This is a genomic window from Paenibacillus sp. FSL M7-0896 (assembly GCF_037975415.1).
Lineage (GTDB): Bacteria > Bacillota > Bacilli > Paenibacillales > Paenibacillaceae > Paenibacillus_AQ > Paenibacillus_AQ silagei.
On record NZ_CP150250.1, the window covers coordinates 5,328,340 to 5,350,995 of the forward strand.

24 protein-coding genes are annotated in these 22,656 nt (G+C 52.1%); 1 reads left to right on the forward strand and 23 read right to left on the reverse strand.

Features of this window, described 5'->3' with window-relative positions:
- Window positions 1–2 precede the first annotated feature (2 nt).
- The 9 genes from MKY12_RS22935 to MKY12_RS22975 all read right to left on the reverse strand — a co-directional run bounded on the left by MKY12_RS22935 (window position 3) and on the right by MKY12_RS22975 (window position 10,115).
- Window positions 3–797, reverse strand: a complete 795-nt coding sequence (locus MKY12_RS22935) for an SDR family oxidoreductase (RefSeq protein WP_339311023.1) — start codon at window positions 795–797, stop codon at window positions 3–5.
- 4 nt (window positions 798–801) lie between these two features.
- Window positions 802–1,716, reverse strand: a complete 915-nt coding sequence (locus MKY12_RS22940; RefSeq protein ID WP_339250184.1) for an aldo/keto reductase — start codon at window positions 1,714–1,716, stop codon at window positions 802–804.
- Window positions 1,717–1,736: 20 nt separating this feature from the next.
- Window positions 1,737–3,533: an N-acetylneuraminate synthase family protein gene (locus tag MKY12_RS22945; protein ID WP_339311025.1), complete on the reverse strand. Its 1,797-nt coding sequence runs from the start codon at window positions 3,531–3,533 to the stop codon at window positions 1,737–1,739.
- Window positions 3,530–4,726 carry a UDP-4-amino-4,6-dideoxy-N-acetyl-beta-L-altrosamine transaminase gene (pseC, locus tag MKY12_RS22950; RefSeq protein ID WP_339250188.1) on the reverse strand — a complete coding sequence of 399 codons (1,197 nt, stop codon included), beginning with the start codon at window positions 4,724–4,726 and terminating at the stop codon, window positions 3,530–3,532. Before pseC ends, MKY12_RS22945 begins: the two co-directional genes overlap by 4 nt.
- On the reverse strand, window positions 4,723–5,688 hold the full coding sequence (locus tag MKY12_RS22955; RefSeq protein ID WP_339250190.1) for a GDP-mannose 4,6-dehydratase: 966 nt from the start codon (window positions 5,686–5,688) through the stop codon (window positions 4,723–4,725). The genes pseC and MKY12_RS22955 overlap by 4 nt, the downstream gene beginning before the upstream one ends.
- 11 nt (window positions 5,689–5,699) lie before the next feature.
- The gene (locus tag MKY12_RS22960; RefSeq protein WP_339250192.1) at window positions 5,700–6,704 is read right to left on the reverse strand and encodes an SDR family NAD(P)-dependent oxidoreductase; all 1,005 of its coding nucleotides are present in this window, start codon (window positions 6,702–6,704) and stop codon (window positions 5,700–5,702) included.
- A 17-nt stretch (window positions 6,705–6,721) separates the two neighbouring features.
- Window positions 6,722–8,146, reverse strand: coding sequence for a CDP-glycerol glycerophosphotransferase family protein (locus MKY12_RS22965; protein WP_339311026.1), 1,425 nt, complete (start codon window positions 8,144–8,146; stop codon window positions 6,722–6,724).
- 39 nt (window positions 8,147–8,185) lie between these two features.
- Complete coding sequence (locus MKY12_RS22970; RefSeq protein ID WP_339311027.1) at window positions 8,186–8,962, reverse strand: glycosyltransferase family 2 protein; 777 nt, start codon at window positions 8,960–8,962, stop codon at window positions 8,186–8,188.
- Between the two features lie 178 nt (window positions 8,963–9,140).
- A complete protein-coding gene (locus MKY12_RS22975; RefSeq protein WP_339311029.1) occupies window positions 9,141–10,115 on the reverse strand; it encodes a glycosyltransferase in 975 nt (324 codons plus the stop codon).
- A gap of 111 nt (window positions 10,116–10,226) precedes the next feature.
- Here MKY12_RS22975 and MKY12_RS22980 point away from each other — a divergent pair, with 111 nt between their 5' ends.
- On the forward strand, window positions 10,227–10,670 hold the full coding sequence (locus tag MKY12_RS22980; protein ID WP_036724258.1) for a hypothetical protein: 444 nt from the start codon (window positions 10,227–10,229) through the stop codon (window positions 10,668–10,670).
- A gap of 103 nt (window positions 10,671–10,773) precedes the next feature.
- On the opposite strand, the gene MKY12_RS22985 is transcribed toward MKY12_RS22980, so the two are convergent.
- The 14 genes from MKY12_RS22985 to MKY12_RS23050 form a co-directional block, all read right to left on the reverse strand.
- Window positions 10,774–11,259: a DivIVA domain-containing protein gene (locus MKY12_RS22985; RefSeq protein ID WP_036690176.1), complete on the reverse strand. Its 486-nt coding sequence runs from the start codon at window positions 11,257–11,259 to the stop codon at window positions 10,774–10,776.
- Window positions 11,260–11,390: 131 nt separating this feature from the next.
- A complete protein-coding gene (locus MKY12_RS22990; RefSeq protein ID WP_209871921.1) occupies window positions 11,391–12,173 on the reverse strand; it encodes a YlmH/Sll1252 family protein in 783 nt (260 codons plus the stop codon).
- A gap of 4 nt (window positions 12,174–12,177) precedes the next feature.
- The gene (locus MKY12_RS22995; protein WP_036724260.1) at window positions 12,178–12,447 is read right to left on the reverse strand and encodes a YggT family protein; all 270 of its coding nucleotides are present in this window, start codon (window positions 12,445–12,447) and stop codon (window positions 12,178–12,180) included.
- A gap of 7 nt (window positions 12,448–12,454) precedes the next feature.
- Window positions 12,455–12,898 (reverse strand): cell division protein SepF, encoded by a 444-nt coding sequence (gene sepF / locus MKY12_RS23000; RefSeq protein ID WP_036690181.1) that lies wholly within the window; start codon window positions 12,896–12,898, stop codon window positions 12,455–12,457.
- The gene (locus tag MKY12_RS23005; RefSeq protein ID WP_339311032.1) at window positions 12,898–13,593 is read right to left on the reverse strand and encodes a YggS family pyridoxal phosphate-dependent enzyme; all 696 of its coding nucleotides are present in this window, start codon (window positions 13,591–13,593) and stop codon (window positions 12,898–12,900) included. The genes sepF and MKY12_RS23005 overlap by 1 nt, the downstream gene beginning before the upstream one ends.
- Window positions 13,594–13,597: 4 nt before the next feature.
- Window positions 13,598–14,455 carry a peptidoglycan editing factor PgeF gene (gene pgeF, locus MKY12_RS23010; RefSeq protein WP_209871927.1) on the reverse strand — a complete coding sequence of 286 codons (858 nt, stop codon included), beginning with the start codon at window positions 14,453–14,455 and terminating at the stop codon, window positions 13,598–13,600.
- Window positions 14,456–14,715: 260 nt separating this feature from the next.
- Window positions 14,716–15,060: a YlmC/YmxH family sporulation protein gene (locus MKY12_RS23015; RefSeq protein ID WP_209871931.1), complete on the reverse strand. Its 345-nt coding sequence runs from the start codon at window positions 15,058–15,060 to the stop codon at window positions 14,716–14,718.
- A gap of 166 nt (window positions 15,061–15,226) precedes the next feature.
- Window positions 15,227–16,009 carry an RNA polymerase sporulation sigma factor SigG gene (sigG, locus tag MKY12_RS23020; protein WP_036690188.1) on the reverse strand — a complete coding sequence of 261 codons (783 nt, stop codon included), beginning with the start codon at window positions 16,007–16,009 and terminating at the stop codon, window positions 15,227–15,229.
- Window positions 16,010–16,087: 78 nt separating this feature from the next.
- Window positions 16,088–16,810, reverse strand: a complete 723-nt coding sequence (gene sigE, locus MKY12_RS23025; protein WP_036690190.1) for an RNA polymerase sporulation sigma factor SigE — start codon at window positions 16,808–16,810, stop codon at window positions 16,088–16,090.
- Window positions 16,811–16,829: 19 nt separating this feature from the next.
- The gene (gene spoIIGA, locus MKY12_RS23030; protein WP_036724267.1) at window positions 16,830–17,786 is read right to left on the reverse strand and encodes a sigma-E processing peptidase SpoIIGA; all 957 of its coding nucleotides are present in this window, start codon (window positions 17,784–17,786) and stop codon (window positions 16,830–16,832) included.
- Window positions 17,787–18,096: 310 nt separating this feature from the next.
- On the reverse strand, window positions 18,097–18,948 hold the full coding sequence (locus MKY12_RS23035; RefSeq protein ID WP_339311036.1) for an Rpn family recombination-promoting nuclease/putative transposase: 852 nt from the start codon (window positions 18,946–18,948) through the stop codon (window positions 18,097–18,099).
- Between the two features lie 125 nt (window positions 18,949–19,073).
- On the reverse strand, window positions 19,074–20,195 hold the full coding sequence (gene ftsZ, locus MKY12_RS23040) for a cell division protein FtsZ (protein ID WP_209871940.1): 1,122 nt from the start codon (window positions 20,193–20,195) through the stop codon (window positions 19,074–19,076).
- 63 nt (window positions 20,196–20,258) lie between these two features.
- Entirely contained in the window at window positions 20,259–21,521 is a 1,263-nt protein-coding gene (gene ftsA / locus MKY12_RS23045; protein WP_339311038.1) for a cell division protein FtsA, read from the reverse strand.
- Window positions 21,522–21,847: 326 nt separating this feature from the next.
- Window positions 21,848–22,612 carry an FtsQ-type POTRA domain-containing protein gene (locus tag MKY12_RS23050; protein WP_339311040.1) on the reverse strand — a complete coding sequence of 255 codons (765 nt, stop codon included), beginning with the start codon at window positions 22,610–22,612 and terminating at the stop codon, window positions 21,848–21,850.
- Window positions 22,613–22,656 lie beyond the last annotated feature (44 nt).

Consider the following 22,656-nt stretch of genomic DNA (forward strand, 5'->3'; position numbering starts at 1 on the left):
GCTTACCATGCGGTCCAGCCTCCGTCAACAGAGATATTCTCACCTGTAACATAGCTTGAAGCGGCAGAAGCCAGGAATACCATCACTCCCTTTAGATCTTCAGGGGTGCCGATCCTGCCTAGCGGATTCTTCCTCTCCAGCTGCCGGATGAACTGCGAATCGGCTTGAACCGCTGCATTTGGAAAAGGCCCAGGCGATACCGTATTCGCTCTGATTCCGTGTTGCCCGAAGTGGCAGGCAATGTAACGGGTAAACTGGCCTATTGCCGCTTTACCGGCCCCGTAATTGGCGGGATTATCCATCCCGCTCTCTCCGTAGACCTCCGGGTTCGGCGAGACCAGCCCATACATCGAGGAGACGTTAATGATGGAGCCTCCTTTTTGTTCGACCATATAGGGCAGGACGGACTTGACACATCTGAAGGTTCCGTTGATCGTCCCGTCCAGCCCGGCCAGCCACTGTTCTTCACTCATGACGGCCAGCTTGGCCGCTGAGCTGAACGCGGCATTATTCACCAGGATATCGATGCTTCCGGCCGCTTCGGCGATGCTCTGAATACATGCTCTGACTGATGCTTCATCCCGGATATCCATTGCCTTGCCGAAGCAGGCTGCTCCGGTGGTGCGGGCGATCGCCTCAGCGGTCTCCTTGCAGCGCTGACCACTTGAGCTTACCAGATAGACTGACGCGCCAGCCTCAGCCAGCCCCTCTGCTATAGCTGTGCCCAGATAACCAGCCCCTCCGGTCACAACCGCTGTCCGGCCTTGAAGATTGAATAATTCTTGAAGAGTACGCATCCGGTTACTTCCACCTCCTGGGGTCAATGATCTCTACAGGAATATCCGTAAAGGATTCACCAAGCTTCTGCCTCACTGCCCGGCTTAGAGGGGGCAATGCCATCATCCGCAGGTTCTCCTGCACCTGTTCCACCGTCTCGCAACCAATCACGATCCCGGATATCCCCGGAAGATCCCTCACATAGAGGAAGCACAGCTCTTTAACCGGTATCCCGGTTTCCTCGCTGTATCTGATTAATCGTAACAACGGCTGCTCCGCTTGCTTCAGCCCCGCCGGAAGCTGCTCCGGTGCCATCAGCAGCAGGCCTTGCAGATAGACACTGCGGACGAAGATTTCTGTTCCCCTCCGGGCGAGCCGCTCCAGCATTCCATTCGCCAGCCACCTCTGGTCCAGTATATTCAGCGGAATTTGAATGCTGTCCAGCCCCTCCACGCGCATAAAATTCGCAATATCCTCCGCATCATACACCGATACGCCGATTCTGCGGATCAGCTGCTGCTGCTTCAGCTCCTGCAGCATTCGCAGAATTTCGCCGCCCTGGTAAGTCAGGTCCAGCGGATCATGCAAGAGACAGACATCCAGCGCAGAGCACTTCAGCTGGTTCAGGGAAGAACGGACGGAAGAGGTGACGAACCTCCTCCGCGCTTCCTCCGTGTGCACTCCTAACCGCTGGACGGAAGGGAGCTTCGTCACAATCTGCGGCCGGCTCTGCGGATCTGCACCTTCCAGGCAATCTCCGATGATAGACTCGCTGTCCCCGTATCCCGGTGCGGTATCCAAATAACCGATCCCCGAAGAGAGGGCATATTGGAGCAGCTCATTCCTCTGATGCACAGAGAAATTGACAGCTGCATTCGCAATCCCGTAATTTCCGCCTAACTGGGCTGTACCCAGCACAAACCTGGCTTTATTCATCATCTTCCGAAGCCTCGCTAACGTTAGGGTCTCTTCTTCAGGGTGGTTGCTTCATTCAGCTCCTTGACCAGCTCCGTATCATCCCGCCATTTCACCTGAATGCCCCTGTTGCGCTCAGCCATCTCAGGGTGGCCCTGCAGGAATGCCTTCAATTCTTCGAAGTACAGCGGTCTTGCCCCCACATCCAGTGCCTGGTAGATCGCCTCGAACAGCTCCAGATCCTGAAGCTCATCCATGGTTAACCGCCACTCGGGATGCACCCACTCCGCAGGAAGATCCACAGCATTGATCTTGAAGAGCGTCGGGTTGTTGAAAAAGTAAAAGGAAAGATACTCTGCATGCGTAAGCGGATTGGAATAGTGCAGCAGCCTGCTCAGCGCTTCAACGGTAAACACATCCCCCACCGTCCCCATGGTCGACTCCTTGGCGTAGGTAAAGTCCGCACCGCTTGCCAGATGCCGGTCTATCAGCAACTGAAGCATCTCCGGGGAGATCGCCGGATTGTCGCCGGTGACCCGGACTACAATATCTGCCTGGGCCGCTTCAGCCACGCTCAGCATTCTGGCAGCCACATTGTCCGGGTCGCCGGTTACCACCTTCACCTGATGGTTCAGGGTGAACGTTGTAAGGGGCTGGTCGTCCGGCAGATCCGAGGTGGCCAGCACCACCTCATAGCCGCCCGGCACAGCCAGACAATTCATCAGGCATCTCTCGATGGCTGGAATGCCGTGAATCTCGCGCAGCGCCTTGCGGCGGAGCCGGGTAGATTTCAATCTACAGATGACGGCGATGCAGATTTTGGGTGCTTTTACCTTCCCGGGCGTGATGGGTGTGTTCGCTGGTATTGCTGCCGTTGCAATCACAGGGAATTGCACCGAAGCATTGCGCGCCATGAGGGCATCCGGCATAGAGGAACGCTTATAGCATATATTTGCAGGCGTGATCATTTCACCCGGGCGCAGCTCCGTACGGGAGACGATCTTCAGAGAGGAATCCTCCAGATACCTTCTTTCCGATTCCTTAATTTCGAGGCTGCCCAGTACACACTCTGCCCGGCGCAGCTTATCCACCATCCGCCCAAATTCCTCCGGCTCCAGCGCGGAATAATAGTCAATGCCCTTCTCCGCACGGTTCAGGGTGATATGCTTCTCAATGACACTGGCCCCCAGCAGATAGGCATAGACCGGAAGATCGACCGCCATTTCATGATCAGCATCCTCATGGTCCGCGAAGCCCACCTCCAGCTGATAGGTTTGCTTAATATGGGCGATCCGGCTCAGATTGGAATCCTCCGTCCGGGTCGGATAGCCCTGGAAGCCGTGCATCAGCACGATGGGACCTTTGAAATGACCCCGGATGTAGGCTAATTGGGAATCCATCTCTTCCTCCAGCCAGCCGCTTACACCGATGAGTAACGGCTTATCGAACCTGTGCAGGGCTTCTATCAAGGGGAGCGACTGTAAGACGGTTGTGGGTAATTTCAAGCCGTCTACCTGCGATTCAAGCTCCGCGAGAAGCCCGACACCCCATTCATCATAGAGATCTACCCAGACCTCCAGCCCCGCAGCCTTGGCAAGCTGTACCGCCTCCGCCCATTGCTGCTTGCCGATGAACAAATCGATATACGTCTGATAATGGATGAAATCCGGCACCGCTAGGCTGTCGTAATGGAACCATTGAAATTTCACCCCATCAGCGCCGCTGCGTGCGGCTGCGAGGATCAGCTCCCGCAGCCGGCCGGGGTCGCCCATATGGGCATTGGCAATCTCGGCAATCACTTTTGCCTTGGCCACATTAATCACTCCCTTCTCTATTTTCACTTGGAGTAGTGGCGGATCACCTTCTTGACCGCGGCGACCACATCCATCACATCTTCGGGGTCCATGCCCGCATATAACGGGAGTGTAATGAATTCCTCGTAGCAGCTTTCAGCAACCGGACAGATTCCCTTCCGGAACCCCAAGCTTTCGTAGTACGGATGGAGATAGGCGGGAATGTAATGGACGTTTACTCCGATGTTTTCCTTTTGCAGCGCCTGAAAGACCGTCTTGCGGGTGGCCTTCAGCTTCGATAGCTGAAGTCTGACAATGAACAGGTGCCAGCTCGACTCCGCCTCCGGAAGCTGATGCGGCAGAATAAGCTCTTCAGTCCCGCTCAGCTCTTGCAGATACAAGGCTGCAAGCTGCTTGCGCTTCTCGATGAAGCCCCCGATTCTGCGCAGCTGGGAGATGCCGAGTGAGGTCTGTATATCTGTAATCCGGTAATTGTACCCGAGGAATTGCATCTCATAATACCAGGGTCCGTGGTTCTCCCTTAACTTGCGCTCATCCCTGGTGATGCCGTGGGTGCGGAACTGCAGCAGCTTCTCATAATACACCGGGTTATTGGTCGTAATCATTCCGCCTTCTCCCGTTGTTATATGCTTTACAGGATGGAAGCTGAACATGGTCATGTCCCCGATAGCCCCAATGCTTGTATTCTTATATCTTGCACCAAGCGCATGGGCGGCATCTTCGATCACGATCAGATTATGCTCCCGGGCAATCTGCAGAATCTCATCAAGCTGCGCCGGCTGGCCAGTGAAGTGAACCGGGATAATCGCTTTCGTTCTTGCGGTAATTCTCTCCCTGATCCGCTGCGGATCAAGGTTATACGTCCGCGGATCGATATCGGCGAATACCGGTACGCCCCCCTGATACAGCACACAGTTCGCCGTGGCGGCAAACGTCATGGGAGTCGTAATCACCTCGTCCCCTTCGCCGATCCCGGCGGCATAACAGGCCCCGTGCAGTGCCGCAGTTCCGCTGGAGAAGGCCACTGCATATTTTGCCCCAGTAAACGCTGCGATCTCCGCTTCAAATTGCTCAATGGCCGGCCCGCTGGTCAAGTAATCACTTTGCAGCACCTTGACCACGGACTCAATATCCTCGTCATCGATCATCTGTCTCCCATACGGCAAGTAGTGGGCACGTACAGGCTTCCCGCCGTCAATGGCCAGTTTGCTTTTTCTCATGACTGGTTCGGCTCCTTTCGGTGAAAGGTCTCAAGAATCCATTGCTCTGTCCGCCGGATGCCCTCTTGAATGGTAACCTTAGGCGTCCAGGACAATTGCTTCTCCGCCTTATTGTAATTGCATAACAGCTTCTGGATCTCACTCTGCGGGTGAATATGCGGAACGTGATGGATGGGGGCCTGCCCGTCTGCAATAAGCTCGGCCAATTGATTGACGGTGATATCCTCACCCGTGCCTGCATTGACAATTTCTCCATGCAACTTATCGCTGTAGCCCGCCTCCACCACGAAATCTGCACAGTCCCCCACGTATAATAGATCCCGTGATTGGGTGCCGTCTCCGTAGATATTCAGCGGCTCGCCTTTTAATTTGCTGTGAATGAAGATCGCCACGACGCCGCCTTCGCCCCCGGTTTTCTGATAGGGACCATAGGTGTTGAACGGTCTTACAACGACCACCGGCAGATCATAAGCGTAGAAATAGGACAGGACCATATTCTCCGCTGCAATCTTGGCACCGGCGTAAGGCGAGGCTGGCTTGATGGGGGATTGCTCGTCAATTCCCTGCTCATCCGTAGCTCTGGCATAGACCATGCAGGTACTCATGAAGACCATCTTCACCTGCTGCTTGCGGCATTCCTCGAGCAGATAGAAGGTGGCCAGCGTATCATTATTGAACGTGGTTTCAGGATCATCAATGCTGTCTTGCACGTTTATGCTTGCCGCCAGGTGGTAGCACAACTCGAAGGAGGTCTCGCGGAAAAGCTCCTTCAAGGCTGCTCTGTCCTTGAGGTCCATGATCTGCACCTTCTGCAAATGCTCGTTATCCTCATACTCTTTCAGATTATCCAGGGATGAGTTCGCCAGATTATCGATCACCCAGACACTTTGTCCATCCTTTAACAAACGTCCAACCACCCATCTGCCGATGAACCCTGTACCTCCGGTTACGAGTATATTCATAGTAGCCTCCACTAGATTAGATTTTGTTCCAATGCCAGCTTCCTTACCTGCTCCTTGGTCAGCGGGATCTCTCCTTCGGAGCTGTAGGTACCCGGCTTCGGCCTGCTTGCTTCCCGGTAGGACTGCGGTGCAGCATAGGGGGAAGGGACAATGTATACATCCTTTAATTCATAAGCGGTTAAGGATTCCTCGTGGGTCATCAGCTCTTCGTACCTCTTCTCACCCGGCTTCAGGCCAATCTCCAGAATCTTCACCGCAGACGGGCGGGTCCCGTATTTCTTCGGCGCCTCTTCGGCTACAACTTCAGCCAGATCCTTCAGCCTGATCACCGGCATCTTCAGAATAAAAGTCTCACCACCCTTCGCCAGCTGCAGGGACTGAACGGTGAGCCGGGTCGCCTGCTCCAGGGTCATCATGAACCTTGTCATGGACAGATCTGTTACGGTGATCGCTCTGCCTTCTCTCGCCTGCTTCACAAACAAGGGAATGACAGACCCTCTGGAGCCCATCACATTCCCGAACCGCACAGTGCAGAACACCGTTTGGCCAGGGGCTCCCGAGGTGACGGCAGAGGAAATCAGCTTCTCAGCAGACAGTTTGGTGGCCCCGTAGTTGTTGGTCGGCGAAATGGCCTTATCTGTACTTGTAAAAACGACCTTGCGTACCTTCTGCTGCTTCGCTGCCTGAATCACGTTATGAGTGCCGATAATATTCGTAAGTACAGCCTCGAACGGGTTATATTCACAGAAGGATACATGCTTCATAGCTGCGGTATGGAAAACATAATCTATCCCCTCCATCGCAGCCAGCACACGGTCATAATTACGAACATCGCCAATCAGGTAGCGCAGCCTTGGATTTCCGTTCAGTTCATTCTGCAGCTCAAATTGTTTATATTCATCTCTGCTGAGAATCCGGATGACTTCAGGCTCCTGCTCTGCGATAAGCCTCACAATGCTTTTCCCGATGGTGCCGGTTCCGCCAATGACCAGAATTTTCTTGTTCCTAAAGAACATCTCCTCCTCCCCCCTGTTCATAGCTTGGGTCTTCCCTGGATCAGGCGGTCCATTAATTCGGCAAGTCTCCGGCCGGATTGCTCAATCTGATAGGATTGCTGCAAGAACTTATCCTTCACAGCCTTGTAGTTTACTTTCTCTTTATTGCTGGAGAAATAATGGGCCACCATTCGGGTCAGATCAGCCGGCTCTTTTTGAATATAGGGATCAAGGGCATCATAGTAATCATATTCACGGTTGGCCTGAATGAATTTGTAGACAAATACGGGCTTATCGAACAAAAGGCCTTCGAGGGCAACCGTGGAGAGGGTGGCGACCACAGCGTCCGATTTCATAATCAGCTCACGGGTATCAGCCTTTCTGTCGGTAACCACATGAACATTGCTATATTCTTCTTCATACTCGGTATACAGCGAGATCAGCTTCTTGGACAGCTCCCAGGGATGGGGCTTAATAATCAACTGGAATTGCGGATGTGAGGCCAACTGGGTAAGCAGGGTGCGGATCTTGTATTCATCGAGCGTTGGTCCGGTAGCGATTAGTAAGGTGACTTTATGAGGGTCAAGCTGGTAGGTCTCCCGGAACGAATCTTTGGGGGTATGCGGTGCCGTAAAGATATCATCATAACGCGGGTGGCCGGTGATCACAATTCGCTCCGATTCAAGCCCTCTTCTCGTATACCAGTCGTGTTCGTATTGCCCATAGATTCCGACATGGCTGGAGAATACAGGAATGAATGCTTCCTCTCCCATCAGAATTCCGTGCTGCAGACATACGCTGGGAATCCCCTTAATCCCTGCAACGACGGCAAGTGTCCGGCTGGCAACATCTTCTGTCGTACCTACCATTACAGCGGCTACCGGCAGGTCATTGTAGAGATTAAACACCATTTCAATAGTATCTACAATGGTAGGAATCCGGCTTAGGAAGGTCTGGGTGAAAAATCCATTGCTGAACGCAGGATGTCCTTCGGCCTTAGCGAAGAGGTCTGCCGCCCGCTGGACCAGCTCTTCCGCAGCAGCTTTGGTGTCCTGCTTGTAGCCCAGGCTGTATACATTGGGGATGCCAAATAGCTCATCCGCTCTGGAGCGGGATAGAATCATGGCCGAATCTCCGCTGAAATGCTCGCTGATCGTTTGCTCCGACATTCTGATATAGTCCAAATTAACCAGTATTTTGCCCTTCAGATTGGACTTCACAGACTGATAGAGCGGCGCAACCATCGTTTCAAAAAAAGGCTGAATCTGATCCTGTTCATGAATACCGGAATGCTCCAGCTTCAGCTTAAAATCACTGCTTCCCATCTCGCTTCTAAGCTCATCATTGATTTGCTGATAGAAGTTCGTCATCAGGGCCAGAGGGATATTCCTGTACTTCAGCTCCTGTGCAGCATGGATAAATTCACTGTAGAGCGACCAGTAATTGGACAGATAGATAGACAATCTGTTTCCCTCCTTGTGGTACCTTTCTATGCAGAGCCTTTATTTCTTTTGCTGCTGAATGGATTTCAGCTCTTCTCTCAGCTCCTTGCAGGTTCGCTGCAGGGGAAGCATCTGGATGAACTGGCTCTTCTCCTGGTGCTGCAATTGATAGTGAATGGACAGCTCGGTGATATAGTTATCATCCAGAACCTCATCCACCGGGTAGAAGTCCCAGAACTGGTTGAGCCGCCAGAAGAACCGGCCGTCACCAATTCTATAGAACTCCGGATTCTCATCCCAGTAGGACCCGAACTTGTCATGTATGACAGGAAGAATGGAGCTTCTGTGCAGGATGGAGCAATGATCGATGACGCAAGGGGCCACCGAAACGATTTTTTTGGCCGGTCTTAACTGGCTGCGGGTCACTTCATTGTGTTCATTCAAGTAGTTGACCAGCGATGCAGAGTAGGCAATCATGACCTCGGGGTTCTCCTCCAGATAGTCCACCATCTGCTCAAGTCTAGTATTTCTGTAACAGTTGTCATCCGTAGCATAGGAAATATACTCTCCCTTTGCTTGATACAGGGCTTGATTAATCAGCGCGGAATATCTGACCTTCTCCACTCTCTGTGCCAGTGTCTGAATGTTGCTCTGAATGAAGTGGATGCGCTTATCCTTCAGATAGGGCTCAATCACTTTGAGAGTTTCTTCATTCGAGTTATCGTCCATCAGGTAGAATTCAAAATCTGTAAGCGTCTGATTCAGAATGGATTCAATGGACTTTGCGACATATGCGGCCTTATTGTAGCTGGTCATAATGATCGTAACTTTTGGCAATCGAATACCTCCCTCGCTGTTTACTTGCTATCATATGTATCCTTCTTCGAAACGGTATAGGTTAGAAGACTAAATTTTCAAATGGAGGACAGAATGCTTCTCTGAATCTATGGGCAACCTGAATAAACGCCTAACAGAATAACTGTAAGGCGTCAATCAGGTCCGGTAAATCCGTCTATCAAGCTTGCACGTTCATTAACAAATCATGCACCCGGTGTTCAAAAGTATGAGCGGCCAGCACCTGCTTCCTCGCTGCTTCAGCTATCCGCTTGCGCTCATCATCATGTGCCATATAGTAATGGATCTTCTGCAGTAAATCATGCTTATCCTGATACGAAACCACCTGTTTGCCTTCCTCAAACTGCTGGCGGAGCCCGCTTTTGTAATCCGTCAGTTGGAACGCTTCACAGCTGGCTGCGTCGAAGGTGCGGTTGTTGATGCTTGTGGCGATAATCCCCGCCCGGTTCCGATTGTACTTCTCTGCGGAAGGGCGGTGGATATTCAGCACAATCTTAGCGCCATTATAATAATTCACGGCTGTTTCGGGCTTCACCCAGGCGTTCACCAGCTCTATAGTCTGGCCGGGCTGCTTCACCCATTCATTGTAATACCTGCCCCACCCTCTCCCCACAATTTGAATCCGGTAATCGGCTCTCTGGAGTAAGAATTCGATAAGCTCTATGCGGTTACTGTAGGGTACACCTACTAAACAAATATCACTTTCATACTCTTCAGAGACCTCTGAGGGATGAAACAGGCAGGGATCTGTGCCCAGTGGCAGATGATTGACATGGGGATGACCAAGCTGTCTGTACTGTTCCAATGCGGCTTGATCGATGGTGAAGATGTAATCAAAATAAGGGATGAGCGAAACCGTCCAATCCATATAATAAGGGTCCTCGGTCAGCCATATAGCTGACTTCCCTTTGGTTTGTTGTATGAATTCCAGCACAGGTGTCGTGATTTTGAGGCCGGCCAGGACCAGAATCAGATCCGGCTGCAGGGACTGCTGCTTAAGCTTTAGCGCATCCAAGCCACTCTTTAGCGTGAAAGATTCACAACGATGGCCGGCCTTCGAAAAGGCTTCTATTATACTCTGCTCAAAAAAGTAATAGACGGCCCGGAAACCTGAGGTAATAAATAGAATATTCAAATATATTCCTCCCTTATAAACTCCCAATTTTCCAAAGAATAGGATGTCGCCCCAAGCATAATATCCATGAAAACCATATGATGTGATTATGATCAAATTGGAGGTGAAAATATGGCGCAAACATTAGTTGAATATGCAAGAAGTTTCCATACCAATCTAAGCACCGGAGTTATTATGATTCCAGTCCCTGCCACACCAACTCTGATATTAGAATTCGGTATGGCAATTCCTCCTGCTCCAAGCAATTATGTAGAACTCACTACTACCGTTGGCTGGGAGGTAACGAACGTATTTGCTACTCCGCCCGATCAGCCCAAGCTCCTGCTTGAAGTCCTTGTGGATGGCATCCTGGTCGGCAGTGCCCAGCAATCCTCCATCTCGAACGATGAAGACGAACCACTGCGGATGACCACCATGTTCCAGACCATTCTTACCGATCTGCCCGAAGGATATTATGCGATTCAGGTATTTGCTACTAACCTGGAGGATCTTCAAGGAGATATCACCTTAAGAGGCCCTATCCTCATCACCGGAAAGGTAATCGCCACTGTATAAAGGCTATACAAAAAAACTCCTTGGTAGAAGTCTTATTTGCACTAAAGCAAACAAGATTAACTTCTACTAAGGAGTTTTTGTATGCATCTGAGCGGTTACCTGCTCAGAGCGCGTTCTCACTAACCTCACGACTCTCCAGCGCATTCCAGTCATCCTGGGACAGCAGCTCCAGCTGGGCTTCCAGCAGCGTCCGGAACCGGGTACGGTAGATCGAAGCCTGCTTGCGCAGCTCCTCGGTCTCGATCGCCACCTTGCGGGATTTGGACAACGCTTCGTTGATAATCCGGTCGGCGTTCTTCTCCGCTTCCTTGAGGATCAGCTGGGATTCCTTCTTGGAGTTGTTTTTCACATCATCCGCAGCCTCCTGGGCTACAAGAATGGTCTTGGACAGACTTTCTTCAATATTCACGAAATGATCCAGGCGTTCCTGAAGGGTTAATAACTGGTTGTGCAGTTCCTTGTTCTCCCGGATCACACTCTCGTAATCCTTAATCACCTGATCCAGAAATTCATTGACCTCATCTTCGTCATAACCGCGGATTCTCCGGGAGAATTCCTTGTTATGTATATCGAGCGGTGTTAATGGCATGCTGTGCACCTCCTAGAAATTTCGGTGAAGATTATAGATGAAAGACAATTACCGGCGCACGGCCTGCTAAATGTCCATATTTCCCTGAAGTTATCAATTTCGACAAGCACAGCTGTAATCCTGCAAAGACTTCAGACAAATTTGCCTACCAAAATCCGGTAACGGCCCTTCTTCGTCAAGCTGCCGATCTCCAGCACCTTGAACCGTCCGAAGCCCTGGATCGAGACCATGTCCCCGTCCTTCAGCGAACAGGACGGATCTTCCTCGACCTTCCAATTCACCCGGACGCGCCCGGCCTTGATCGGGGCCAGAATCTTGCTCCGGCTGAGCCGCGTGACATCCGCTGCAATCCCGTCAAGCCGGAGGGAAGCCACTGTGAACTCCATCGTCTCCAGCTTGACTTCACTGCTGCGCAGACCCGATAACGGCAGGATCTCGGTACTGACATTAATCCGGTGTACACCGGTCAAATGGATGGACAGGTAATCCGCGATGTCAGCAGCCACCACTACATGACAGCCGTCTTCCAGCACATGAATATCACCGATCTTGCCTCTTTTGATGCCAAGTCCCAGGATTGCTCCCATATAATCCCCATGCTCCAGCGAGAGAAATTTCTGTTCGCCGGAGGTGATATTCAGCACGCTTAATTCCATATCCTCATCTGTGAGGTCACGATAATCCGGAGCCACCAGCCCCCGCTTCCGTTCGGCATCCGAAGAACCGCCCTCCCAGCGCACAATCACATCAGGGTGGCGGTTCACCAGACTCTGCAGAATATAGGCCTGACGGGGGTCCAGGAATTCGGTCAGCTTCGTCTCATGATACTCTCCGGCATTCGTAACCCACTCCCAGGCCTTGTCCACAAACGGCCGCTCATCCGGGTGGAAATGCCCGTAGATTTCATTCTTCATCGGATTAGCCGAAGACCGAGGCTACGATAGAGTGAAGCCCGACTGCGGCAAAGCGCAGCATGATAATCGCGACAATCGGGGAAATATCCAGCGTTCCAAACAGCGGGGGGATAATCCTCCGGAACGGTGCCAGATACGGCTCCACCAGCTTGCCCAGCAGCTCGCCGATAAAGTTCTCACGCAGATTCGGCAGCCAGGACATCAGAATGTATACGAGGATCATGTAATAGTAAATCTGAAATAGGATGTCTATAATTGAAGATATTTCATTCAAACCCTGCTCACCTCATTCGATTGTAGTCTTGCTCGTCACCCAGGATCTCGGTAATGGAGCCTTGAATCTCCACGGTGTCCGGTGTGCACATAAATATATTGCCCCCAATTTTGGATATTCCTCCACCCAGAGCATAAACAGTTCCGCTGAGAAAATCGATAATCCGCATCGCCTGGTCATTGCGCACCCGCTGCAGGTTAATTACTACCGTGCGGTGTGAACGCAGATGGTCGGCAATCTCCTGCGCCTCGTCATACGAACGCGGCTCGTAGAGAACAACCTTCACATTTTTTTGGGAATGAATGCTGACGACGTTGGCCCTCTGATTCTTGCGTGTTTCTACAGGGGCGGGTTCGTATTCATCCTCATCGCGGGAGATTTGCTCCCGTTCCACAATCTCCTCTTCCTCCTGCAAGCCCAAGAAACTCATAAATCGGTTCATCACGCCCATCATTCTCCCTCCTCATGACCTACTAATACCGTTCCCAGGCGTACCCGGGTGGCTCCTTCCTGTATCGCCACTTCAAAGTCATTCGACATGCCCATCGACAGCTCTTGTATTGGCTCAGGTGTCAAGCCCAGGAGATTCAGCCGGTCACGCAGCTCGCGGAGTCCGCGGAATACCGGCCGGGTTGCCTCGGGGTCTTCCTCGTGAGGAGCCATCGTCATCAGGCCGATGACCTTCACCCGGTCAAGCGGGGCGATCTCCCTCAGGAAGTCCTCCACCGCTTCCGGCGCCAGGCCGAACTTGGTATCCTCGCCTGAAATATTCACCTGCAGGAACACTTTCACATCAAGTCCTGCAGCTTCCGCCTTGTTATGCAGCTCCCTGGCCAGCGACAGCCGGTCCAGAGAGTGAATATATTGAAATTTACCGATAACGTCCTTCACCTTATTCGTCTGCAAATGCCCGATAAAGTGCCAGATTCCCTTATGTCCAAGCGCATTCCATTTCGGCTCCGCATCCTGCCAGCGGCTCTCGGCGATCTCCTCAAGACCTGCCTCCAGCACAGCGGCAACCGTATTCAGCGATACGTATTTCGTTACCGCAATCAGCTTCACTTCACTGGAATCCCGGCCGCTGGCCGCGCAGGCCCGTGCGACACGTTCCCGGGTAGTGGCTATTCTTTCTTGTAGCGAGGCCAAAATGTCAACTCTCCTTTATTCCGATCCAGCTCGTCATTCTCCCAGTGACCCCGTTTTCCTTCCGGTACGAAAAGAACAGATCACTGTTACAGCTTGTACACCAAGTTGTACATTCGATATGAGTCGGCAATATTCCTGCTTTTATCATAATGCGTTGATTCAATTCTTTCAAGTTCAGCATCATTTTGCTGCTGTCTGTCTCCGATGGTCTATATATAGCCCTTGCGCCTTCCGCCGCATCCGGCAGGTTCAGCCTGGCCTCCAGCCGGCGGACAGGGTCCATCACGTAATCATCCACCTCATAGCAGCAGTCTCCGATGGAAGGCCCTATAGCGGCCTGTATGTCCTCTGGACGGGTCCCATACGTCTGTCCCATGCGTTCCACCATCGCCGCCGCGATTTCCGCCACGGTCCCCTTCCAGCCAGCATGCGCCAGCCCTACCACGTGGTTCAGCGGATCATGGAAGAACAGCGGCACACAATCAGCGTAAAAAGAAGTCAGCAGCACCCCGGGCACATTCGTCAGCAGCCCATCAGTGGCCTGAAAGGCAGAGGCCCGGTCCAAGCTGCCCCGGCCGCGTTCCTGTTCTGTAATGACTGCGATCTCTTTGCCGTGGGTTTGTTCCCCGCAGGTCCAGTCGGCCAGCCGGAAGCCCAGACTCGCAGCCAGCAGGCTGCGGTTAGCCAGCACATCCGCCGGATCATCGCCTACATGAAAAGCACAATTGAAGCTGTCATAAGGCTTCGTGCCGCTCCCGCCTGCTCTGCCGGTAAAGCCTGCAGTAATGCCCCTATACGGCTCACGCCACGGCTCCAGATGCAGCAGCATAGGCGCTGCGCCATTTTGCATAAACGGTTCCATCTCTTCACCTCCGCTTAAGTGTACCACAAACTCGTCCCCACAAAGTGGCGTAGCGCTCCGAAGCATATTCAAGTACTTTGCGGGGGCCCCGAAAACATACTTCACAAATTAATCCCCACAAAGTGACGTAGCGCTCCGAAGCATATTCAAGTACTTTGCGGGGGCCCCGAAAACATACTTCACAAACTCAGCCCACGCCGTACATTTCTCAACCCACTCCTATGACTTTACCCATATCCGCAGAAAAAAGACGCACCTCATTAATAAGTGCGCCGTTCACTGCGGTCCGGCCGATCCAGGTACATCATCTCGCGGTCTTCCTGTCCCTGCGGTATGCGGGGCTCCTCCAGCTTCACGAGCACGACATCCGCACCGATCTTCACGATATTCCGCCACGGAATCACCAGATCGGCGCCGCCGCCGAACAGCCCCATGAATCTGGTGTACCCCGGGACAATCACAGCGTCAATGACGCCTCTACGCAAATCCAGCTCCAGATCGCTGATCTGGCCCAGCCGTTTACCGTCAACAATATTGATTACATCTTTGGTTTGAAAATCGGAGATTTTCATCTTCTTCCCCGAAGCTGACGTTTCCTCAATCATCCTGCCACCCCTGTACATTCAGACCTATAGCTTCAGTATATGTCCTTAGGGCTTGGCCGCATGACTGTATTCCAGAGCCTTAGCGCCCCGGACATATAAAAGGATATTCCGGCTAGCCGCTAGTTGCCGCCATCCGGAATATCCTCCGCTCATTTATAGATTGTGGTCAGGACTTTACATGCTTTTGCATTTGCTGGATCGCTGATTTCTCAAGCCGTGAGACCTGGGCCTGTGAGATGCCAATCTCGTCGGCGACCTCCATCTGGGTCTTGCCTTCGAAGAAGCGCATCGACAGAATGCGTTTCTCCCGCTGCCCCAGCCGCTGCATGGCCTCCCGGAGTGCAATCTCCTCAATCCACGAGACATCCTTATTCTTGTCGTCACTGATCTGATCCATCACATAGATCGGGTCCCCGCCGTCATGATAGATCGGCTCGAACAGGGATACCGGGTCCTGAATCGCATCAAGGGCGAAGACAACATCCTCCTTCGGAACGCCGAGCGCTTCAGATATTTCGAAGATCGTCGGCTCCCGCGAATTCTGGTTCGTCAGGCTGTCACGCACCTGCAGCGCCTTATAGGCAATGTCGCGCAGGGAGCGGGATACCCGGATCGGGTTGTTATCCCGCAAGTAGCGGCGGATCTCTCCGATGATCATCGGCACCGCATAGGTGGAGAACTTGACATTCTGCGATAAATCGAAATTATCGATGGCTTTCATGAGTCCGATGCAGCCTACCTGAAACAAATCATCCACGAACTCTCCACGATTATTGAACCTTTGAATCACGCTTAGCACAAGCCTGAGGTTGCCATTTACCAATTTCTCTCTGGCGGATCGCTCGCCCTGCTGCTGCAGCGAAGTGAACAATGCCCGCATTTCCACGTTCGTGAGAACAGGCAGCTTGGCGGTGTCCACACCGCAAATCTCGACTTTATTTCGGGTCATGATGATTAACCTCCCAAGGAGAAACATTACTGTACATTATCTCCCCGGTCCGGCATTTTATTCCTCAGCTTTCATCACTTACACCATCTTGTTGAACTCCTTGCGCAGCCGCTTGATAATTCGTTTCTCCAGGCGCGAAATATAGGATTGGGAGATGCCCAGCAGATCGGCCACATCCTTTTGCGTTTTTTCCTCGCCGCCCCGCAGTCCGAACCGCAGCTCCATAATCAGCCGTTCCCGCTCGCTAAGCTTCTCCAGCGCCTTCTGCAGCAGCTTACGGTCCACCTGCTCTTCGATGTTCCGGTAGATGGTATCGTTCTCCGTACCCAGCACATCCGAGAGCAGCAGCTCGTTGCCGTCCCAGTCAATATTCAGCGGTTCATCAAAAGAAACCTCGCTTCTGGTCTTACTGTTGCGCCGCAGATACATCAGAATCTCATTCTCGATGCAGCGCGAGGCGTAGGTGGCCAGCTTGATTTTTTTCTCCGGATCAAAGGTGTTGACCGCCTTAATGAGTCCAATCGCGCCAATAGATACCAGATCCTCGATGTTAATGCCGGTGTTCTCGAATTTCCGGGCGATGTAGACCACCAGCCGCAGGTTACGCTCAATCAGCATAGCCCGGACCGCCGCATCCCCGCTGGAGAGCCGCTGGAGCAGAAATTCCTCCTCCTCGCGTGTCAGCGGCGGCGGCAGCGCTTCACTTCCCCCGATATAATAAATCTCCTGGCTCTTCAGACCGAGCAGAAACAGCATGCGGTAATACTGCAGTTGCAGCACAAGCTTGAATTTGACCATTATTGTTCCTCCTATAGGTTACTTAGCCCATCACCTTGTCAGCCGGTGCTTCTGGAGCACTCTCTTTATGGGTCAGGTCAGGATGTATGACCGCCCGGTACGCGCCGTCTCCCGACAGTGTCCCGCCATCCAGCCCGATGAGTACCCTTGTGCTGCAAAAGGTATCACCGCCAAGCTCTATCCTCACCTTATCCGGCTTCAGCGCGAGCATGAAGGATGCCCCGCGGTTGACGCCTCTGTACGGCACCAGCCGCACTCTGTCCTGCCAGGCGAACGACTGCCCGTCCGTTTCCAGTACAAGTGTATCTGCACCCGTCTGGGTCAGCCTCCCCTTCCAGGAAGCCGGCAAATGGCCCTCCCACAGCGAGGCTTCCATCACCATCACCGGAATCCTCGTCAGCGGATCGCTGAGCCGATTCCCGGTATCCAGCAGTCCGGGGCAGGTAACCGACACTCCGTCGATCTCCACTGTCACTTCCCCGATATAGGAATCCAGCTGCTCTCTGTGCCGGCGGGAGGACTGGATCAGCTTGAAGAGCAGCAGTACCAGCGGAAGCAGGGCAAGCACGAACCAGAACCCGATCTTCAGCCGGTAAGCTTGGCCTCCCGATGAGGTGAAGATCATGCCCTTCCAGAGGTCACCAGAGCTTTGCAGCAGATAATGAACGCCTATGATCCCTCCCGCCGCCGCAAAATTAATGATATAAAACGCCCCAAATGCCCGAAGATAGCTTTGCAGACTTCTAAATCCAAAGGCTATCCAGATCATCAAAACCGATAAACCGAATTTGACGAGAAAGGTATACAGAAAGGACAGCTCCGGTACGAACATCATGACGACATAGAGTGCACCCGCCAGCGCTGAGAGAGTCAGGCGCCACCAGGATACCTTGTGCTTCACCAGCCAGCTTGTCAGCCACAGCAGGACTCCGTCGATCAGCAGATTGGCGGCAAAAATCAAGTCAATATACACAACCATCGCTCTCACCTGCCTGCAAGCGGATATCTATCCGGAGGCCGGGGTGCAGGCTCTCTTTTTAGACGATAAGATTAGTATAGAAACTCCCGCATCCAAAGTCTGTCTAAACATGGGGGGCGTTCTTGCAGTTTTTTTGTCGAGTTATGGGCCTTGAGAGGAACTTCAGCGCACATGTGGAAACGGTACTGTCCTTTAAAAGGACGGTACCGTTTCAGCGAGAAATAGAAGGATATTGTATAGCGTGGAACATATAAATTCTTATATTTCAACAAAAGCCAGCCTTAAGCGGCTGGCTTCATGCGTATCGTATTTAATTGTTGATAGATTTCAACTCTTCTTCGGAGAGTCCGGTTGCCTTCTGCACTGAAGCACGATCCATTCCCATAGACAGGAGATTCTTTGCTATTACCCGTTTGGCTTCTAGCTCACCTGCCGCCGTACCCTTGGCGAAGCCTTCCCTAAGCGCACCATCCCGCTGCGAGGCTTCGTCCATCAGAAACTTCTGGCGGTCCTCATATTTACGGCGGGCCTCCGAGTCCTGGCTTAGAAATTCCAGCGTCTCCATCGCTTTCTTCAAGGCTGGCTCATTCATTTGCAGCACCTCCCATTCAGAGTAGTCAATCCCTTTCAGAAATAACAGCCAGTTCACAAGGCCGCCCTCGCCGGGCGTAACCGGCTGGTTCAGCTTGGGCAGCTCCAGGAAATGAATCTCGATATCGTCTGTCAGCGGCGCTCCGCTGCTGTCCTCCCGCAAATGAAATACACTGTGTGTATGCTCATTAGGCAGCACTTTATAATTCAGAATGTTGATCGTCACGCACTTCTTGAGATCAATATATTTGCCGTTGACCTGAAGCTGGCCAGCATACCGTTTGCTCCAATAATACAACGTGCGTTTCTCAATATCATATTTGTTGAAAAGCTGCATTTCAATGTTGATCAGCTTGCCGTCAACCGTCTTCGCCCATATATCAAATATCGCCTGCTTATCCAGCGGATCATCCTTATCCGTATAAGGATTAAGCAGCACCACTTCCTCCAGCGGAAGATCGCCCGCATCCAAGAATATCCGGTTCAGAAAAGCGAGCAGTACATCCTTGTTGCCCTCGCTTGCAAAAATCCGCTTAAATACAAAATCCACCCGGGGGTCCAGCATTTCCATGGTATCGTCTCCCGTTAACGTTATTATACAGCCTGGAAAGCAAAAAAACACCATACCCCGCAGTTCAAAGCTGCGTGATACGGTGCTTCCGTAACAGTCTAAGCTATAATCGCTATTAATGGCTCTTAATCATTATTGCCGCGTGTCCGGTTGCGCAGGAAGGTCGGAATATCCAGCTGATCAGAGCTTGTCTGATTCCCGAATGGACGAAGATTCTCACTCTTGCTCTTATTATTATCAGCAGATGGTTCGCTGTTTGCCGCAGGACGGCGTACAGGAGCTATGGGAGAAGGCTTGTGTTCAAAACCGGTCGCAATAACCGTAACCTTGATCTCGTCCTTCATGCTCTCTTCGATAATGGCACCGAAGATCATATTCACTTCAGGGTCCGAAGCAGAGGTAACAATCTCGGCAGCTTCATTCACTTCGTACAGGGAGAGGTTAGAGCCGCCTGTAATGTTCATAATGACGCCGCGCGCGCCTTCGATGGAGGTTTCAAGCAGCGGACTCATAATCGCCTTGCGGGCCGCCTCAGACGCCCGGTTCTCGCCGGTGGCAATCCCGATGCCCATGAGCGCTGAACCGCGCTCGGTCATAATCGTCTTCACATCGGCAAAGTCAAGGTTGATCAGGCCGGGAACCTGAATAAGGTCGGAGATGCCTTGTACCGCCTGACGGAGTACATTGTCCGCTTCACGGAAGGCTTCGAGCATTGGAGTCTTCTTATCCACAATTTCCAGGAGGCGGTCATTTGGAATCACAATCAGCGTATCAACCTTTTCCTTGAGCGCCTCGATTCCGAGCTCTGCCTGGTTGGCACGTTTTCTGCCTTCAAAAGTGAACGGGCGGGTCACGACGCCTACCGTCAATGCTCCGCATTCTCTGGCGATTTCGGCAATGACAGGCGCTGCGCCTGTTCCGGTACCGCCGCCCATGCCTGCGGTAACGAAGACCATATCCGCGCCCTTCAGCGTATTCGAGATCAGATCGCGGGATTCCTCTGCCGCCTTCTTGCCGACCTCAGGATTCGCTCCTGCGCCAAGTCCGCGGGTCAATTTATCCCCGATTTGTAATTTATGCTCCGATTTGGCCATATGCAGCGCTTGGGCGTCTGTATTAACCGTGATGAACTCAACACCCTGAACGCCATTTTCAATCATCCGGTTCACAGCGTTGCTTCCGCCGCCGCCGACGCCGATGACTTTTATTTGCGCCAAACTCTCCATTTCAAAATCAAATTCCAACATATTGTTTCCATCTCCCCCTCGAGTAGTGCTTGGATGGCCAGTCCAAGTATATCTGGATTACACTTATATGAACTCGCTAAACATATTCTTTAGTCGTTCCACCAGACCCGGCTTCTTGGAAGAATCCTGAACCGGCGCTGCACTCTGCTTGCTGCGGTTAATGGTCTTCTTGTTGGCACTTCCGCCGCTGCTCCGTCCGCGGTAGTTACGCACCACATTATGAAGGATGCCTACGCCGCCGGTGAAGCCGGGGTCGCGTACTCCAATATAATCCGGAACAGCGATCCGTACGGAGGCTGCCAGCTCGTTCTGGGCTACCTTAAGCACCCCAGGCATCGATACTGTGCCACCCGTAAGTATATAACCTCCCGGGAGCTCCGTATAACCAAGCCGCTTCACTTCCTGGCGGATCAGGTGGAAGATTTCCTGGACTCTCGGCTCGATAATCGCAGCCAGATCTTCCTGGTTGAATTCCTTCTCTACATTGCTGCCGATACGCAGGACCTTGAAGACGACCTCCGAAGCGGCATCGTCGATCCAGGCACAGCCGTATTTCAGCTTGACCTTCTCGGCCTGGTCGGTAAGTGTCCGAAGTCCGTACGCAATATCATTGGTTATGAATTCTCCTCCGATCGGAATCGTGGAGGTTGCACTAAGGGAACCTTCTTCATATACGGCTATCGTGGCTTGTCCGGCACCTATATCCACCAGTACAGCCCCCATCGATTTCTCATCTTTGGAGAGCGCTAATCCGCCAGCCCCGAGAGACATAAGGACAAGATCTTTAACCTTCAGACCTGATTTCTCCACGCAGCGGAGCAGATTATGTATGGGGGTCTTGGCACCGGTAATGATCGTGGCCTCCACTTCCAGGCGGACGCCAATCATTCCGCGCGGGTCCTGAATGCCTTCTAGGCCGTCGACGATATACTGCTTGGCGACAACATCAATGACCTCGCGTTCCGGCGGGAGTGCAATAACCTCCGCTGCCTTGATTACACGGTCGATGTCATCTTCGCCGATCTCACGGTCCTCATTCTGAACGGCAACTACGCCGTGGCTGGATTGCAGGCCGATATGATTGCCGGATATGCCGACATACACCTCGGATATTTGAATACCGACCATTTGCTCCGCATGCTCTACGGCACTCCTGATCGATTGCACAGTCTGATCGATGTCTACAATCGCACCCTTGCGTATCCCTTCCGAATCAGCAGATCCAACGCCAATAATATTGAAGGTTCCACTAGTAACTTCCCCGATTATTGCCCGAACTTTGGATGTACCGATGTCCAAACTAACAATGATGTCATTGTTGCTCAAGCCCTATGGCACCTCCTGTTATAATCATAATAAACATGTCTTTGATCCCGGTCGCGGGAAACATCTCTGTACATATTCAACATCCCTAATCCTTTCCCTCTTTTTTCAACAAATTTTTTGAGAGGAATAATATGACAAGGTATTCACGTGCAGGCAGACGCTCTCCGCTTAGCGGGATCAGCACCTGACATTCAAACAAGAAAAACAAGAGAACAGCGGCTATATCCTGGATTGCATCTCAAAAAATCCGCAGAAAAAAGAGGGATATTGCTTATTACCCGTAAAACAGATTGTAGCATTTATTCCGCTCTATTAGTAGGGACTATTTACTCTTGTGCATCTGCGTCTTCTCCGGTGTCCCCAGCTTCAGAATGGAAGGGAACATAGGAATCAGCCTCCAGCATTTTGATCAGTCCCGGCTCCTCCGTCTGAATCACCTGATTCAAATAGCCTACTTTATCCTTCAGCAGTGAAATGGCCGTTATGACCTCAAAGCGTGAACGTGTGTAGAGCTTGATCCGGTCAGGAAAAGATAACGTCGGAGAAGGTACAATCTCCGATATATCACTGGTCAGCTCATTCGGAATGCCGGCCAGCGCCTGGCACAGCTTGGTCTTATAAGGATCGTCAGCCTTCCAGTTAGTCAATATCGGCTTCTCTACAGCAATTCCGGTATCCGTCACAGAGACGGCGGCTCCGCTTGACAGAATAGCCTCCAGCACGCCTGCCTGGTCCAGTTCATAAGCAACCGCCGGGTACTCCTTCACAGTGATCGTAACCACACCGGGGAACTTCTTGCTGACCTGCGCCTCCTGAACCGTATTCACCTTCTCCAGTGCCTCCCCCACGGAATCTCCGGAGACTGCGAAGAACTGTCCTCCGATCTTCAGGCCGCTTGCAGCCAGCAGCTGCTCACGGGACGTATATTTATCCCCCTGCATTTCAATGGCTGTAATCTTGCTGATCGACGAACGGAAGAAGATTACAGCCAGCAGCGCAGTAAACAGCAGTGCCAGGATGATAATAATTTTTCGGTTTTTTCTCTTGCTAGGCTTGTCCTCTTTCAAAAGAGGTATTCGCGTTTTTGGCATTCTCATATCTCCGTAATAAGGCCCTGTCTCCTTCCTCACGGCTA